At 38.5% G+C, this 16062-nt stretch carries 12 protein-coding genes; 3 read left to right on the top strand and 9 right to left on the bottom strand.

The genetic code is table 11. The features are described 5' to 3' along the window. Positions 1–35 precede the first annotated feature (35 nt). On the top strand, positions 36–1223 hold the full coding sequence (locus AB3K24_RS01695; protein WP_367973502.1) for an LCP family protein: 1188 nt from the start codon (positions 36–38) through the stop codon (positions 1221–1223). 72 nt (positions 1224–1295) lie between these two features. Here the strand turns inward: AB3K24_RS01695 and trpS are convergent, their stop codons facing one another. Beyond that, the gene (gene trpS, locus AB3K24_RS01690; RefSeq protein WP_367973501.1) at positions 1296–2312 is read right to left on the bottom strand and encodes a tryptophan--tRNA ligase; all 1017 of its coding nucleotides are present in this window, start codon (positions 2310–2312) and stop codon (positions 1296–1298) included. Positions 2313–2460: 148 nt separating this feature from the next. On the opposite strand from trpS, the gene AB3K24_RS01685 reads away from it, so the two are divergent. Then, positions 2461–3456 carry a ketopantoate reductase family protein gene (locus tag AB3K24_RS01685; protein ID WP_367973500.1) on the top strand — a complete coding sequence of 332 codons (996 nt, stop codon included), beginning with the start codon at positions 2461–2463 and terminating at the stop codon, positions 3454–3456. Between the two features lie 34 nt (positions 3457–3490). Here AB3K24_RS01685 and AB3K24_RS01680 read toward each other — a convergent pair whose 3' ends face one another. From AB3K24_RS01680 to AB3K24_RS01645, 8 genes are all read right to left on the bottom strand, one after another. Beyond that, the gene (locus AB3K24_RS01680) at positions 3491–4423 is read right to left on the bottom strand and encodes a DUF1810 family protein (protein WP_367973499.1); all 933 of its coding nucleotides are present in this window, start codon (positions 4421–4423) and stop codon (positions 3491–3493) included. A 56-nt stretch (positions 4424–4479) separates the two neighbouring features. After that, positions 4480–5472, bottom strand: a complete 993-nt coding sequence (locus AB3K24_RS01675) for a nucleoid-associated protein (RefSeq protein WP_367973498.1) — start codon at positions 5470–5472, stop codon at positions 4480–4482. 224 nt (positions 5473–5696) lie between these two features. Continuing rightward, the gene (gene pgmB / locus AB3K24_RS01670) at positions 5697–6377 is read right to left on the bottom strand and encodes a beta-phosphoglucomutase (protein ID WP_367973497.1); all 681 of its coding nucleotides are present in this window, start codon (positions 6375–6377) and stop codon (positions 5697–5699) included. Next, on the bottom strand, positions 6370–8742 hold the full coding sequence (locus tag AB3K24_RS01665) for a glycosyl hydrolase family 65 protein (RefSeq protein WP_367973496.1): 2373 nt from the start codon (positions 8740–8742) through the stop codon (positions 6370–6372). Before AB3K24_RS01665 ends, pgmB begins: the two co-directional genes overlap by 8 nt. A 25-nt stretch (positions 8743–8767) precedes the next feature. Further along, a complete protein-coding gene (locus AB3K24_RS01660) occupies positions 8768–10816 on the bottom strand; it encodes a glucose PTS transporter subunit IIA (RefSeq protein WP_367973495.1) in 2049 nt (682 codons plus the stop codon). Positions 10817–10856: 40 nt separating this feature from the next. Continuing rightward, entirely contained in the window at positions 10857–11558 is a 702-nt protein-coding gene (treR, locus tag AB3K24_RS01655; protein WP_367973494.1) for a trehalose operon repressor, read from the bottom strand. Between the two features lie 251 nt (positions 11559–11809). Beyond that, on the bottom strand, positions 11810–13927 hold the full coding sequence (locus AB3K24_RS01650; protein ID WP_367973493.1) for an AAA family ATPase: 2118 nt from the start codon (positions 13925–13927) through the stop codon (positions 11810–11812). Between the two features lie 74 nt (positions 13928–14001). Next, positions 14002–14235 carry a hypothetical protein gene (locus AB3K24_RS01645; RefSeq protein ID WP_010387370.1) on the bottom strand — a complete coding sequence of 78 codons (234 nt, stop codon included), beginning with the start codon at positions 14233–14235 and terminating at the stop codon, positions 14002–14004. Positions 14236–14512: 277 nt separating this feature from the next. Between AB3K24_RS01645 and rlmD the strand changes: the two genes are divergently transcribed. Then, positions 14513–16009, top strand: a complete 1497-nt coding sequence (gene rlmD, locus AB3K24_RS01640) for a 23S rRNA (uracil(1939)-C(5))-methyltransferase RlmD (RefSeq protein WP_367975530.1) — start codon at positions 14513–14515, stop codon at positions 16007–16009. The last annotated feature ends 53 nt before the right edge of the window (positions 16010–16062 follow it).

The following is a 16062-nucleotide window of genomic DNA, read 5'->3' as shown; positions in this document are numbered from 1 at the left end:
ACTACGCCATACTAAATATCAGGAGCGCTACCATCATGGAACCTAAACCAAACTCACGTTTAAAACGTCATCAAAGCCCTAATCATAAAGTACGCAACATTATTCTTTTTTTAATTGCGATACTAGTAATTATCGGTAGCTTCTTTGTATGGCGAACAATTAATAGCGCAAAAGGTGTTGTTGCCAAATCTTACGCTGGTGCAGGTTTAACTAAATCCCGTAATGTATCCAATGTTGTAAAAAGTGGCCGTCCCATTTCAATCTTATTATATGGTACAGACACTGGTGAACTTGGCCGCACCTATCGTGGTCGTACAGACTCGATGATGCTCCTCTTGATTAATCCAGACACAAAAAAGACGACAATGGTTTCCTTACCTCGTGATGCCATGGTATCCATTATTGGCTATGAGGATACTTTCCCTCAAAAACTTAACGCGGCTTACGCTTACGGCTCAACAGCAACCTCAATCAAAACTGTTGAAGCTTTTCTAAACATCCCCATTGATTTCTATGCTTTGGTCAATATGGGGGGCTTAGCCAACATGGTTGATCAAGTTGGTGGTATCTCAGTGGACTCACCACTTGATTTCACTTATAGCCAAGAAACTGCACATGATTATGGTCCCAATCTTTACCGTTTTCATAAAGATAGCAACAAATTTGAACATTCTGATGATAACGGTGAAACTTGGTCTGCATCAAAAACAAAAATGAACGGTGATGCGGCGCTGGCCTTTTCTCGGATGCGTTATGATGATCCTGAAGGCGACTATGGCCGTCAAAAACGTCAACGTTTAGTACTGGAAGGTTTGATTAAAAAATCAGCCAATGTTTCAACCTTGTTAAATGAAAAGTTTATGGCAACTATATCAAGTAATGTCCGTACTGATTTAACTTTTGGCGACATGACAACAATGGCTAGCAAATATATCAAAGCCAAAAATAATATTGTCACCGAGCACATGCAGGGTGTTAGTACAAGTTACCCTGATTCTGAAGGTAATAACGTGTCCTATGAAGTTATCCCTCAAAAAGAGAAACAGCGCACAACTAATCTCATACGTAAAACCTTAAATTTAACACATAAACAAACCGGTCGCCCATATGGTGGTACAATACCTGCTGACTTATCAACGATTGCCACATCGTTACGCCCAGTTGGTGACAATAGCACGCCAACAAGTACTAGTACTCTCGATGACACGACTAATACACAATAATAACTACAAGTCAGTAACAAAAAATATAGCACAACGACCCTGTCGTTGTGCTATATTTTTTTAATTTAACTACTAGCCAAAATAATCTATACCCATCGCATGACGGACATCCTTCATCGTTTCCTCAGCAATCACATTGGCGTGATTAGAACCTTCTTGTAACATACGCAAAACTGCGGGAATATCTTGCGCATAATTTTGACGGCGTGCCCGAATAGGTGCCATTTCAGCTTCCATAACTTCAATCAGATGCTTTTTAAGCTTCATGTCACCCAATCCGCCTGCTGTGTACTGATCTTTCAAATCTTGCACACGTTGCTTATCCGTGTCAAAAATATCCAAATAGGTAAAAACAATATTACCCTCGACATGCCCTGGATCGGAAATGTTAATATGCAGTGGATCTGTGTACATCGCTTTCACTTTTTTGGCCATAATATCGGTGTCATCTGAAATATAAATACCATTACCTAGTGATTTAGACATTTTTGCATTACCGTCAATACCTGGTAAACGGCCTTGACCTTTCGGCGGAAACACGCCAACGGGTTCAACCAAAACATCAGAATGATACGCATGATTAAACGAACGTACTAATTCACGTGTCTGTTCTAACATTGGTTCTTGATCATCCCCAACCGGCACTTTTGTTGCACGAAAAATAGCAATGTCAGCTGCTTGTGACACAGGATAAGTTAAAAATCCTGCTGGAATACCCTCTCCAAAACCTTTTTGTGAAATTTCAGCCTTCACAGTTGGATTCCGTTGTAACCTAGCAACAGATACCAAATTCATAAAATACTCTGTGAGTTCAAACAATCCTTTAATTTGTGATTGGACAAATATAGTTGTTTTTTCTGGATCAATTCCAACTGCCAAATAATCCAAAGCCACTTCTGTTAACGCTTGATGAATTTTTTCTGGATTACGTGCATTATCTGTAAAAGCTTGAGTATCTGCAATCATCACAAATGGATCAAATTGACCCGAATTTTGCATGTGTACACGATTTTTTAATGACCCAATATAATGACCAATATGTAGCTTACCTGTTGGCCGGTCACCTGTTAAATAAATTTCTTTAGACATATCAAACTTCCTTTACTTGCAACTTATAAAATATATTATACGGTATATCACAATAACTTCCCAGTTAAAAAAATTAAATTTAGATTGACTTACAATGTGAAAAAGATTAGAATTATACCATTAATAACCAAAAAGGAGAATTTAATATATGAAATATGCAATAGTTGGCGCAGGTGCTATGGGGTTACGATATGGTATATTACTGCAAGAAAATGCAGGTGTTCAAGTAGATTTTATTGAACCAACACAAGCTAGCCTTGATAAAATAATTATTCAAGGTAATAAAGTGTGGAAATCACGTGATCATAAGGAACGTCATGAAATAAAAATTAACATTTTCTCACCAGAATCATATGAGGGTACGCCAGATGTTTGGATATTCTTTATGAAACAAATGCAATTACAGGATACATTAGATCGTTTAGCACCAAAATTCAAATCCGGTCAAACCGCTTTAGGTGCCATGAATGGTATGGGCCATATCGAAAAGTTACAAAAATATTTTGATGACGACCATATTATTGGTGGTACAGCCATGATTGCTACGATACTAAATGATTTTGGTGATGTTGACTTTATGGGTGATGAAGGTGCTGGTTCATCTGTCTATGCCAATCTTACTGAGAAACCTTCGGAAACCATGACCGCATTACAAACTGATTTTAAAGCGGCCCATCTAAATCCGTCTTATACTGAAAACTTCTTGGGTACTTTATTAACTAAAGTTTTCTTTAATGCGGTTGAAAACTCTATTGCTACTATGTTTCAATCACGTATGGGCCAACTCATGGCTTATGATGGGTTTTTAGAAGGCATCGCACGTCCTCTTATTAATGAGGCTTATGATGCTGCTGAGGCTGCTGGTATTGCATTAATCGAAACACGTGATGACATGGTTGCTCAAGTTGATTATGTATCCAACGTATCCAACCCACTTCATTTTCCCTCAATGTATCAAGATTTTGTGAAGGGTCGTCCCACAGAAGTTGACTACATCAACGGTTGGATTGCTGATTTAGCAGATAAGAATGGCACCCAAGCGCCAAATCATCATTTGGTAACAAATTTTGTTCATCTAGCTGAGTCAATGCGTAAATTTACCCCACCGGTTAATAAGTTAGCGCCTGATTATACTGGGGCTTAATATAAAAAATCATGTCATAACGTGACATGATTTTTTACTGCAATAATGTTAATGTTTTTGCATGTTTTTGACCATTAAAGTATTTATCTAACGCTTGTTGATACAAATTATCATCACTAATTTGACTAAATAGCGTCAAACTCGCTTGAAATTTTTCAGCATCAACTGCGCCAAGTAACTTAACTGGATCACTAGTATCTAATACAAGTGTCGTGGCAATAATGCTTTCCAAACGTTGCTTTAAAATAACATCCTGCAAATATTCATGTGCTTCTTGTTGATCATGAATACCATAATAGTTTGCCCGCTCGCTACGTGCTAATCCCTGTAGCTGTGGTAAAACAAACCACATCCAGTGCGTTTGTTTCTGACCATTTTCAAGCTCACTTTGTGCATCTTCAAAAGTGTTGACCCCAACTATCTCGCCATTTTGTGCATCCACAAATCGTTGTAGCTCACTATTGAGCGTCAGCACTTGTACATTATTTGTTTTTTGATATTGACGATATAAGCGATAAACTGCTTGGCCAGAAAAAGTTAAATGCATATGCTCGATTGTTTGCGGTGACACCCATTTTTTAGCATCTATTTCTGTTTCGTCCACAGCATTATCTTCAGATAGCCACTCGTTTAGTAGAAAAACAGTCGTATAAAGTTTTGCCGTGTCACCATTTGGATAATGCGCAACAAAACTGCGACCTGATATCGTACCCATCAATTTTAATTTATCAGGCTTCGCATGCGTACCAGCCTCTTCAAGCACCTCACGTGCTGCATTTTCTTGCCATGACATTTCTGGTTCAATATAACCGCCTGGAAAGGCCCATCCAGAAAAGTCTCGATTATAAATCATCAATAATTCGCCTTTTTTATTTTCAATCACAACATCAGTTGTTGGCATAACAAGTTCAAACTCATGACCCACTAATTCGCGTATTTTGGCAACATAAGAATCTTTATATGGCATATTCTCACTGTATTCCTTTCATCACGTCGTTATCTTTAATTATAGCAATTAAACGGTTAAACCGTAAACTTATTCAGTATGGTTTCAATGTCTTTGATAATTAGGGACGTTGTGCCATTAGCCTGATTAACAAATTCAACCTTTGTTTTGTCTTGATAAATAGCCATTGGTATTGAAATTTCAATACCTGAGTCCAGTTTAAATTTTTGAACACGATATTTTTTCTCATATTTTTGTGTGTTCTCTACTGGTATCTCTTTAGACACAATTTTTTCAGCAATTTGTTCTTTATATAACGATTTTGCTGATTCATTATCCGAAAACACTTTTTCAGCAATCGTTTCAGTATCAATGCTACCCGATTCTAATGCTTCATAAATAGCTGCCTGTGTTGTGGCAAGTGCTTCATGTTCTGGCAAATCATCATAATTTTCAGCGACATTTTTGATTGTTCGTTTAATAGTCTGCAAATTTTCTTTCATTGAAATGTCAGGTTTAATACCTAAAAACTTCTCCGAAAAATAGGCCACCCGATGGCCATCAATGAGATGCTTTTTTTCAATAAGATGATATCTATTCGTCGTCATGTTAATCAAAATCGCTTCATCTACTGTTTGTGTTGCTGCAGGTAAAACAGCTTGATTTAACACCAAATTATTAACCATTTGGTCCGCAACATATGCGACCGCATGTGCATATCGCGGTGAAAAATTTAATTTTATCATACCAAAAATTGGGCCATCATCAGTCGTTGCCTGAAAACTTAATAAATCTCCTGCTTGAATATTTTCACTGCCTGTAACCACTTCAAACAATTTCATCGCTAATTTCGTGGTCATTTTTGGAAAATCTTTTTCTACCAATATGGTTTGTAAATAATCATTCCCAGTTATTGTACCTGTCTTGACGTCACCAGCATATATTTTATTGACAAGCTTTGCGATGTAATCATGTACTCCGACGTCAGTTACTGACATTTCACCTTGAGAAGCGATCAAGTTACCCGTATCTGTGTCTAGAATATGCAAAATGGCATGCTGAATAATCATGATTAGTTTACCTTCTGAATTTAATGTTCTTATTATATCATGACAACATGCGGCAATTTGATACAAATTTCAAATAAATTATGAGGTTAAGTGATGTAATTTATCACTTTTCAAATTATTTACCGTATACTGTGTTAATTATGCAATAAAAAAAACTAAACGTCATATAATAACGTTTAGTAGCCAACTTATGATTAATTTATTTTCTGATAACTACATCATATTTATACATTACTTTGCATACCCGCAGCAATATTTGCCAGAGAAATTTCTGCTGTGCTTGCTACCCATAACTGCGGAGATGCAGATTTGGCAGCTAAACCAATGCCTAATGCTGTTTGCCCAGCAGCTTTAATAGCTTCTACACCGGCACTAGCATCCTCTAACCCAATAATTTGACTAGGATTTAACTTTAAAATGTTGCCGGCTTTAGTGAATATTTCTGGATCTGGTTTACCATGTGATAATGTTGCCGGATCTACAATACCCACAAAATCATCAGTAATTCCTAATTTTTCAAGAATTTTGGGCGCATTTTTAGAAGCACTTGCAATACTAGCAACATAACCACCAGACTTAATTTCTGACAAAAATGCGGTCATTCCTGGTAAAATGTCGTCCGGTGTAATACCTTGAATCAGTTCAACATAATGGGCATTTTTCTGAGCAGTAAAAGCTTGTTTTTCATCATCACTATATTTATCTTGCTGTCCCCCAGCCGACAAAATCATATTTAAAGAATCCATACGGCTAATGCCTTTTAATTGGCTGCCCAGCTCATCAGACCAATTGACCCCTATTTGCATAGCCAAATCATGCCAGGCTTGCTCATGAAACTTAGCCGTATCAGTAATGACACCATCTAAATCAAAAGTAAAACCTTTAATATTTGAAAATTCAGCCATTGTAAACTACCTTTCTTTCTTGTTGTCCGATGAGTTCAACTGTTTGGCCAGACACCATGATGTTAATATCACGATCACTGACAATTATTACCTCTTTAGCTGTCATTTCAATGACTAACTGCGTCCCTTGGTATTGTTGTGTGAAACTTAGTTTTGACCATTGTTTAGGCAGCCGTGGATTTAACGCAAACGTGTCATGTAGCATGTCAACACCAGCATAGTCGTTTTGGATAACTGATAATGTTTCACCCATCACGCCCATGTGAACCCCTTCAGCTGTTGTGCCACCTTGTATATCATAATAATCTGAACCAATTGCATCAGTTAAAAAATCATAAGCTTGTGCTTCAAACATTGTATTGCCTTGTCGTGCAAGTTCAACATAAATACCCGCAAATACTGGTCGCGATGTTGTTGAACCGTGTGTTGTCCGTTCTAAATAATAGGCCGTATTTTTAGCTAACCAATCATCTGGCAATTGATAACCTAATTGTGCAATCAATTCACGTGTATGCGCTGCGCCTAAATTATAAATCAACATCAAGAAATCAGCTTGTTTAATGACTTGGTAATCATCTGGTGATTTTCCTTCGGCTTTTAAAAGCCGATCAATACGATGAATGTCACCGTATTTAACTTTATAAGCGGTAAAATCTAACTGTTCCAGTTGAAAGAAGCCTTCATATTGTTCAACAATGCCATCACTATTAATTGATAATTTCAAATGATGACGCATCATCTCTGCTTTTTCTTGTTCTTCTTCAGTGTAACCAACTTGCTTTGCCACCTGACTAAAATTGCTAGCTGGATTTTGTGATAATTCATGAACATAATTCAATAGCCACACTAGCATAATATTTGTATAAGCATTATTAAGTAACCCACCGGTATGCGCACCAGGGACTTCTTCGTGAAACTCATTTGGTCCCATCACACCAGCAATAACAAACCGTTCACCTGCTAATTGTGCCTTATTAATCCAAAAACGAGCAATTTGTATGAGCATTTCTAAACCATTATCATCCAGATGATCTAACTTACCTGTCATTTTCTGATACACCCACATATTGTAGGCTACAGCCAAAGACACATGCCGTTGCAGACGAGAATTATCAGGAATCCAAGTATTATCAACGGTATTTAAATGAATTAACTGGCTTTGCTCATCCCCGTACATGCCTGATTGCCAAGGGTACATTGCGCCAATTTCGTTTTCAGACACCGCATTTTTTTCAGCTACTGCCAAACGGTTAGTACGATATTTCAAAATTGCTCGCGTCACAGTTGGTTCATTTGCTGAATAATAAGGTAACGCAAACAGCTCATCCCAGAAAATATGACCACGATAACCTTCGCCAGTTAAGCCACGCGAACCAACAGACACATCTAAATGCGGATTGGCATGACGATTGCCCATTTGATTTAAATGAAAGATACCCATTCTGATTAATTTTTGCATCGCATCATCGCCAGTAATTTGAATATCTTTTGTTTGCCATAACTCATGCCAATAAGCATGACTATTTTGCTGAATTTCTGAAAATGTCGTCTGGTTAACCGCGTTTTGAACGCATGTTGCGAGATCTTTTTTTGTTTCCAAATCACTCGCGATAGCAATCACACGCGTAATAGTCACTGCTTTTCCCGCGTGACCCTGAGCGACATAATGATTAATGACACTGTCATCTGTTATTTGAGTCGTCTTTGCGTGCACATTTTCGCCACTTGATTGTGATGCCAAAGCTACTGTCACATGAGTTGTCCGTGTGCGAATTGTCATGGTTGTGTCAGTTATTGATTGGATCACAAATTCTTTCGAATCAAAATCTCGGTAACGCGCAACATTTTTATTTTCAACGCTACCATCAATTTTGGCATCAATTGTCAAATCAACATCATAACTAGGCGTCACTTTAAATTGCAAACCTAAATCATGCCAATTTATAGGATCAACCACTTTGATAACGTCAATATCAACAAAATGTGTCGGATCATCATCAACTAAAACACGATAATGATCAATCAATTCACCCGTTTTAAAATCAAGTCGCCGTGTCAAAGTTGTGATCGTGTCATTGTTAATCACTAAGGGTTTACCAGCAATTGACACAGTCATCAATTGCACATTTGGTAAGTTAACTAAATCTTCATTAATGACAGCGCGTCCAGCAACTGGTGTTGACGTCTGATTAAAGACACCAGCTGCATATAGTCCGGGATAAAAATCGTCATCATAAGTGTTTGTGACAAGTGAACCACGCCAGCCAAGGAAGCCATTACCCAGACTAAGCAAGCTTTCACGACCATAGTTTTTCACGCCATCGACAATATCATCATAAGTTAATGACCAAGTATTTTCTGTCATGTTTCCTCCTTAAATTGTTAACATCTTATTTACCAGCAGCATCTTTAAAGGCATTTTTCTTCTCAACAGTTTTTATTTCATTCACATCTGAATCTTTAAATCCGAAGAAGTAAACCATTGCAAATGATACGATAATTGTCGCTGCCGAAGCAATCCAGAAAATCAACATATTATTGCCAGCGCCTACCTGACCTTTTGGTACAGCAAACGATGGGAAACCAATTAATGAACCAGTGAAACCATACATATTCAAGTTAAACAGCCCTGCAATAAAGCCACCAACTGCGCCACCAATATTGGCCATCCAGAACACGCGACCATATTTTAAGTTAATCCCGTACATAGCCGGTTCGGTAATACCAGCCATTGCTGACAGGAAACCTGCCCCAGCGAGACCTTTAAGGGAAGGAATTTTTGTTTTAGCCCAGACAGCCAATGCACCAGCACCTTGAGCAATCATTGTGAAATTAACAATAGCATTCAAAGTTGAATGTCCGGTTTGTGCAATTTCGTTGGCAATCAACGGTACAACCATCCAATGCAACCCGAATATAACAAGTGCTTGATACAAACCACCAATAATTAAACCAGACAATGGATAATTTAAATGAAGTAACCAGTTAATCACTGTAGAAATACCTTGCGATGCTAAAGTGATTGCCGGACCAACAAGAATTAGAACCACAGAAGCCACAACAACCAATGTTAGTAATGGCTGAAAAATTGAACGTAAGACCAAAGGCAACTTCTTTTTAAGCCAATTACCAACTGGTCGTGCTAACCACGCAGCAAAAATAATTGGGAAAATTGAGTAGGCATAACTTGGAATATTAATTGGCAGTCCGAAAAAACTCGAATTCAAACTAACACCAAACAACGTGCCGACAATTTTACCAGGTTGTGCAATTTGATTACCGATAACATGGGCATTTGTTAAATTAATGAACTCCGGTTTAACCAAAAATGCACCAATAGCGGCAACAACAAATGGGTCACTTTTAAGTTGTTGTGCAGCTGAGAAACCAACTAGAATCGGTAGAAAATAAAATGGTGCCATCGCCATTGATTGTAAGATGGTAAACGTACTCGATGCTGGATCAATAAAATAAATAGCCGAAAATGATGCTTGATTCGACACTAAACTCAAGAACCCATTTAACATACCACCAGCAGCAAGCAACCCAATGATTGGCATCATTGAACCAGTAATTGTGCCAATGATCGCCTGAAAAGCGTGAACAATAGGATTTTTAGAGCCATTCTTGCCGGTCGTTTCAGCAACTGCTTGATCTGTTGCCTCATTATCAGCAACGCTATCACCTAACTGGGCAATAACCTCATCGTAAACATCAGTCACAGCCGGACCAATGACGACTTGATACTGTCCTAATGAATCAGCATAATTTACACCCGCTATACCATCTAAACTTTCAATGGCATGATTGTCAGCAACGTTATGATCTTTCAAATAAAAGCGCAATCGCGTAATACAGTGAATCACTTTATCCACATTTTGTGCACCACCAACACCTGCAATAATATCAGTAGCAAGTCTTTCATATTGATTACCAGATCCTTTTGCTGAGCTGCTCATTTTAGTAGCCCCTGTTGCTTCTTGTTTTATAGTTGCATCAGCAACTACTTCACCAACTGTTACCGTCTTATAACCGGCAATCTCTAGCTTATCTAACATTTCGGCCGTGTTTGTCACGACCACCATTGTTGTCGTAGATAGATTAGCTGCAGTAATTTGAGCCAAATCAACCGACCCAACTTTATCCCCAGCGCGTACATGATCGCCTTTTTTAATCGTCCATGAAAATGGTTTGCCATCAAGACTGACTGTTTCAAGACCAATATGTGTCAATACATCCAGGCCATCAGAATTATGCAAACCAAAAGCGTGTCCTTGTAGGGCAATAACTTCACCAGCTACTGGTGCAACAATATCGTGGCCTGTTGGTATTAGTCCAAATCCCTCACCCATCGTCTTCTTGCTAAAAATTGGATCCTCAACTTCTATTAATGGGATGAGTCTGCCGGCAAGCGGCGCCAAAATTTTTGTATTTGTCATTTCTCTTCTCCTATGCGTAACTATTATCTTTAACGTCTTTTCAATGACGTCTAGAAAATTCAACACTTTTGAACCGATCGCCACGATGACGGGATTCAGTAAATGAGACAATTCTGCCATCATTAAGAAAGGTTTCTGAACGAATCACGACAATTGACATGGGTTCCGTCAATGACATTAACTGCCTGTCTAATGTATTGGCGGTTTCAATCGTGATTGTCTTTTTTGCATAACTAATCACTAAACCTAACTTTTGCTCAAATAATTCAAATAATGATAATGAAGTCGACAAACTTTTGATTTCTGGGACAACATCTTTTAATACATAATCCCGGTCAATGATGACAGGTTCATTATCCAAATAACGAATACGCACAATTTCTGTTGCCGGTAGGGGCATTTGTCCACCATAATCAAAAACTAGTGGGACATCTTTGTCTGAAATAGCATCCAGTTGTGTCCGCTCATTGAAATTTAGACGTGCCGCTAATTCACGATAACTTTCAACATGCGAAATCGGAAACGAATAACGATTTTGATTAATAACAAATGTCCCACGACCTTTAATTCGCATGACATATCCTTCATCGACTAACATTGCAACAGCCTTTCGCGACGTCTCGCGAGCAACATGGTAGCGATTCATTAAGGCAAAATCACTAGGTAACTTTGTGTCTTCTGGATATTTACCGTCATTAATTTGTTTTAGCAATTCATCATGGATGATCTGATATTTATTCATCACAAATTCTCCTCTATCGCTGTTTACAAGTTAAATATAACATTATTTGTAAGCGCTTACAAATAATTAAATCGACATTTTAAAACAAATGTATAGACAAGTTAAGCCACTAGCAACGCAGCATAGGATTACCGGTCTAGACAAGATTTTTTGAATCTAATCGCTATTTGAATTGCTTTTTAAAAATGGCAATATTCAGACACTAAAAAAACGGTTAACATGATATTGCTAACCGTTTTTTTGACACACTATTACTTTTGAACGATAGCTGAAATCACAACTTGACCGTCAATTAAGTCTGCACTCAGTTCTTTCTCGCCAGGATTATCTAGATAAAAGTCAGTGACTTGATCACGAATTTGTTGTTCAATGACACGACGTAGTGGTCGTGCACCCATCGCTTCATCATAACCATCTTCAATCAAATGATTTTTGACAGCTTCAGAAACCTGCAAAGTTAACTCTTTTTTAGCCAATGTCTGACTCACATCAGCTAGCATTAGATCAACAATTTGCTTGAGATCATCTTTACTCAAAGTTGAAAATTCAATCACACCATTAAACCGGTTTAAGAATTCTGGCCGGAAATAAGGTGCCAAACGTGTCATTAATTCACCGTCACTATTATCCGAGAAACCAGCATTGGAAGTTGCAATGATTACTGTGTTTTTGAAGTTAACAACATTACCTTGTCCATCGGTCAAACGACCATCATCCATGACTTGCAATAGTAAGGTCAAGACTTGTGGATTCGCCTTTTCAATTTCATCAAGTAAGACAATTGAGTAAGGGCTACGACGTACTTTTTCCGTCAACGTATTGCTGTTATCGTCATAGCCAACGTAACCCGCAGTCGTACCAATTAGTTTGGACACTGCTGTCAAATCTGAATACTCTGACATATCTAGCCGTACAATATTTTCTTTACTACCAAACATATCTAATGCTAGTTGCTTGGCTAACTCCGTCTTACCAACACCTGTTGGTCCAACAAATAAGAAACTACCAATTGGTCGATTGCCTTCATCAAATCCCGCACGATTACGACGAATGGCACGTGCAACCATGTTAACTGCGTCCTCTTGTCCGATAACTTTGCCAGCTAAACGCTTTCCGATTGTCTTCAAACGTTCAATATCAGAAGCACCCATTTGTGCTACGGGAATACCTGTTAAACGTTCAACAGACTCAGCTACATCATTAGCAGTAGCAACAACTTTAGTCGCTTCATCCGCTCCAGCAATTTTCTGTTCCAATTCAGCAATTTTATTCTTATACTTTAATGCGGCTTCAAAATCTTCCTCTGCAACAGCCTTTTCCTGCTTTTCTTTGGTATCATGTAACTGCTTTTCTAAACTCACTTTATCTGTTACTGGATTTTTAGCGCTCAAATGAGCTGCCGTCATATCCAACAAATCTATCGCCTTATCGGGCAACGAACGTTGTGGAATGTATTGCACAGCATAATCAACAGCGGCTTTCAAAACATCCTCAGGTAAAGAAACATGATGATGCGTTTCATACAGTGCAGCAATACCCTTTAAAATCAATAGTGTATCTTGCGCAGATGGTGCGTTAACAGTAACTTCATTAAATCGACGTGCCAAAGCAGCATTTTTCATAATAGTGTTACGATATTCATCTTGCGTCGTCGCACCAATCAATGAAATTTCGCCGCGGCTCAAGGCTGGCTTAATAATATCGGCCAAACCTTTACCGCCATCCTCACCACCAGTAGAACCAGCGCCCAAAATTTGATGAATTTCATCAAAGAATAGGATAACGTTTCCTGCTGATTTAACTTCCTTCATCAAGTTTTGAATGTTTTCTTCAAAGGCACCACGGAATTGTGTACCGGCCTCTAAACTTGAAATATCAATCGAGTAAATTTCCTTATCTTTAATCGCAGCAGGCACATCTCCTGTTACAATTGCTTGTGCCAGGCCTTCAACGACAGCGGTTTTACCAACACCAGCATCCCCAACTAATACAGGATTATTCTTCGTACGACGACCCAAAATTTCTGCTGTCTCTTGAATTTCTTTGTTACGGCCAATCACTGGATCAAGCAAGCCATCACGTGCCTCTTGTGTCAAATTACGACCCAACTTAGCCAACATACCTTCCTGCTTGGGTTGTCCTTGCTGTGCTACCTCTCGCCTGTTATTACCATCAACTTGGGCCTGCTGTCCCTGAGGTAATTGGCCACTCTGACGGTATTGCGCGAATTGCTCAGGTGTTACTTCTTGTCCATTGATGAGGTAGCGTCGATTTTCAGAATTATAACCATTCATATTACCCATCATATTGTTGAAAATATTGTTCATGTCTGATCCGAATGGATCATTTGAAAAATTGTTATTAGCCATTTAAAATTCCCCTTTTTTATTCAATTGCATGACATTATTGATAATTTCAGCTGTGCTTAACATAGCTTACCAAATCAACGTTCGTCTGAATTAAAATATAGTTTTTCAAGGTCTCTTAGCACTTCCCACATTGCTTGATGTTGCGCTTTAGCAAGCGCATCAAGATCTCTCATGTTCAAACTGGTTGCATCTGATTGCGTTTTATTAAATGATTTATGGATCGTTGTATAACCATATCCAGAATCTTTCGCCACTCGGTATATCGTGAGCGAATTGTCATCCAAATACGCCTTAATATCAAATCTCATAATCATCACTCCAGTTTAAAGTTTGTCCGCGTACACGATCGTGATTGCGGTTAATAAAGTTGTTGTTTCCTAACATTTTTCCACATCTCCTTTACAATTTAATTATAACACACACGTGATATAACACAAGTGTGTTATATATATAAATTATCACCTGTTTTATATGGGCTGAGCTGTTATACTTGATAGATAACAAAGTTACCATGGCATTGCAATGCAGAAAGGAAATGTCTTAGCTGATGTTAGTAATGAAACTAATGAGCTAAGACAACACATCATGACAGAAAATTCACCAAAAAAGCGTTCTTACGCACAAAAAAACCTCAATTCAAGTGGTAAAAAACCTTTTTACGGCAAGAAATTTGACCCACGCAAGTCAGGAAAAAGACAAGATCCTCATTTCGATGGTGTTGACGTACATGTCGATCAAAACTTCCCACTAACAATCAAGCGACTAGGTATCAACGGCGAAGGTATTGGCTACTTTAAACGTAAAATTGTTTTCGTTCCCGGTGCTTTACCAGATGAAGTCGCTGTCGTTAGGGTCACTGAAGTAGAACCAAAATATATTGCAGCTCGCGTATTAAAAATTCGTGAAAAATCACCAAACCGCGTTAAACCACTAGATGAGTTTGCTGATGAAGTCGGTGGCTTTGAACTAGAACACATGACTTATCCCGCGCAGTTAGCGTTTAAAAAAGATGTCCTTGTGCAGTCATTAGAAAAATTCCAACCACGTGGTTGGTCTGATTACGATTTACGTGACACGATTGGCATGGAAAACCCCTACGAGTATCGTAACAAAGCACAATTTCCTGTTCGTAAAATCGGTAAAAAACTCAGTGTCGGTATGTACAAACGCAGCAGTCACGATCTTGTTGACTTACCTGTTGTCCACACACAAGATCCTGTGACGATGAAAGTTATGCGAACGATTCGTGAGTTGCTTGATAAGCTTTCAGTTTCAATTTATAATGAAGATAAAAATCATGGCACAGTTAAAACCATCGTCGTTCGTGTGTCACATACAACCGGTGAAGTCCAGCTCACCTTTGTCACAAATACTGATGGATTCCCTGGTGATACTGCTTTGATTACAGCTATTAACCAAGCTCTACCCGAAGTAACAGGTATTTTCCAAAACTTCAATCCTGGTCGCACGAGTCTTGTTTGGGGTGAAGAAACAATTAAATTGTGGGGGAAAGATTACATTGAAGAAACAATTATGGGGAAAACTTTCCAACTTTCCCCTCGCGCCTTCATGCAACTCAATCCTATACAGATGGCCGTAGTCTATAAAGAAGCACTAGCTGCGCTTGATTTGACACATGCTGACAAACTAGTCGATGCCTACGCTGGTGTTGGTACAATTGGTTTAAGTTTAGCTGATAAAGTTGGCGAAGTTCGTGGTATGGAAATTATTCCTGAAGCAGTTGACGATGCGAACATCAATGCTAAAATTAACCACATTGAAAATGCTAAATATGAAAGCGGTACAGCAGAAGAGCTATTTCCAAAATGGCAAGCTGAAGGTTGGTTAGCTGATGCACTGGTTGTTGATCCACCACGTACTGGACTTGACACTGCTTTACGTCGCGAAATTTTGCGGACAATGCCGGAAAAATTTGTTTACATCTCATGTAACGCGTCAACATTGGCTCGTGACTTAGTTGACCTAACAAAAGCCTATAAAGTCGATTATATTCAAAGCATTGATATGTTCCCACAGACAGCACGATGGGAAGGCGTTGTGAAGTTAACACGACGTGATTAATCATTAAAAAATAAGCAAGAACTGCGTTTAAAAACGCAGTTCTTGCTTATTTT

It is taken from the genome of Leuconostoc aquikimchii (genome assembly GCF_040838325.1).
Taxonomy (GTDB): Bacteria; Bacillota; Bacilli; order Lactobacillales; family Lactobacillaceae; genus Leuconostoc; species Leuconostoc aquikimchii.
Note: the sequence above shows the minus strand (reverse complement) of the source record. Positions and strands in the feature narration are given on the sequence as shown.

Coding starts and splice junctions, on each gene's coding strand:
- AB3K24_RS01695 (WP_367973502.1), top strand. CDS start 36: ATGGAACCTAAACCAAACTCACGTTTAAAACGTCATCAAAGCCCTAAT.
- trpS (WP_367973501.1), bottom strand. CDS start 2,312: ATGTCTAAAGAAATTTATTTAACAGGTGACCGGCCAACAGGTAAGCTA.
- AB3K24_RS01685 (WP_367973500.1), top strand. CDS start 2,461: ATGAAATATGCAATAGTTGGCGCAGGTGCTATGGGGTTACGATATGGT.
- AB3K24_RS01680 (WP_367973499.1), bottom strand. CDS start 4,423: ATGCCATATAAAGATTCTTATGTTGCCAAAATACGCGAATTAGTGGGT.
- AB3K24_RS01675 (WP_367973498.1), bottom strand. CDS start 5,472: ATGATTATTCAGCATGCCATTTTGCATATTCTAGACACAGATACGGGT.
- pgmB (WP_367973497.1), bottom strand. CDS start 6,377: ATGGCTGAATTTTCAAATATTAAAGGTTTTACTTTTGATTTAGATGGT.
- AB3K24_RS01665 (WP_367973496.1), bottom strand. CDS start 8,742: ATGACAGAAAATACTTGGTCATTAACTTATGATGATATTGTCGATGGC.
- AB3K24_RS01660 (WP_367973495.1), bottom strand. CDS start 10,816: ATGACAAATACAAAAATTTTGGCGCCGCTTGCCGGCAGACTCATCCCA.
- treR (WP_367973494.1), bottom strand. CDS start 11,558: ATGAATAAATATCAGATCATCCATGATGAATTGCTAAAACAAATTAAT.
- AB3K24_RS01650 (WP_367973493.1), bottom strand. CDS start 13,927: ATGGCTAATAACAATTTTTCAAATGATCCATTCGGATCAGACATGAAC.
- AB3K24_RS01645 (WP_010387370.1), bottom strand. CDS start 14,235: ATGAGATTTGATATTAAGGCGTATTTGGATGACAATTCGCTCACGATA.
- rlmD (WP_367975530.1), top strand. CDS start 14,513: ATGACAGAAAATTCACCAAAAAAGCGTTCTTACGCACAAAAAAACCTC.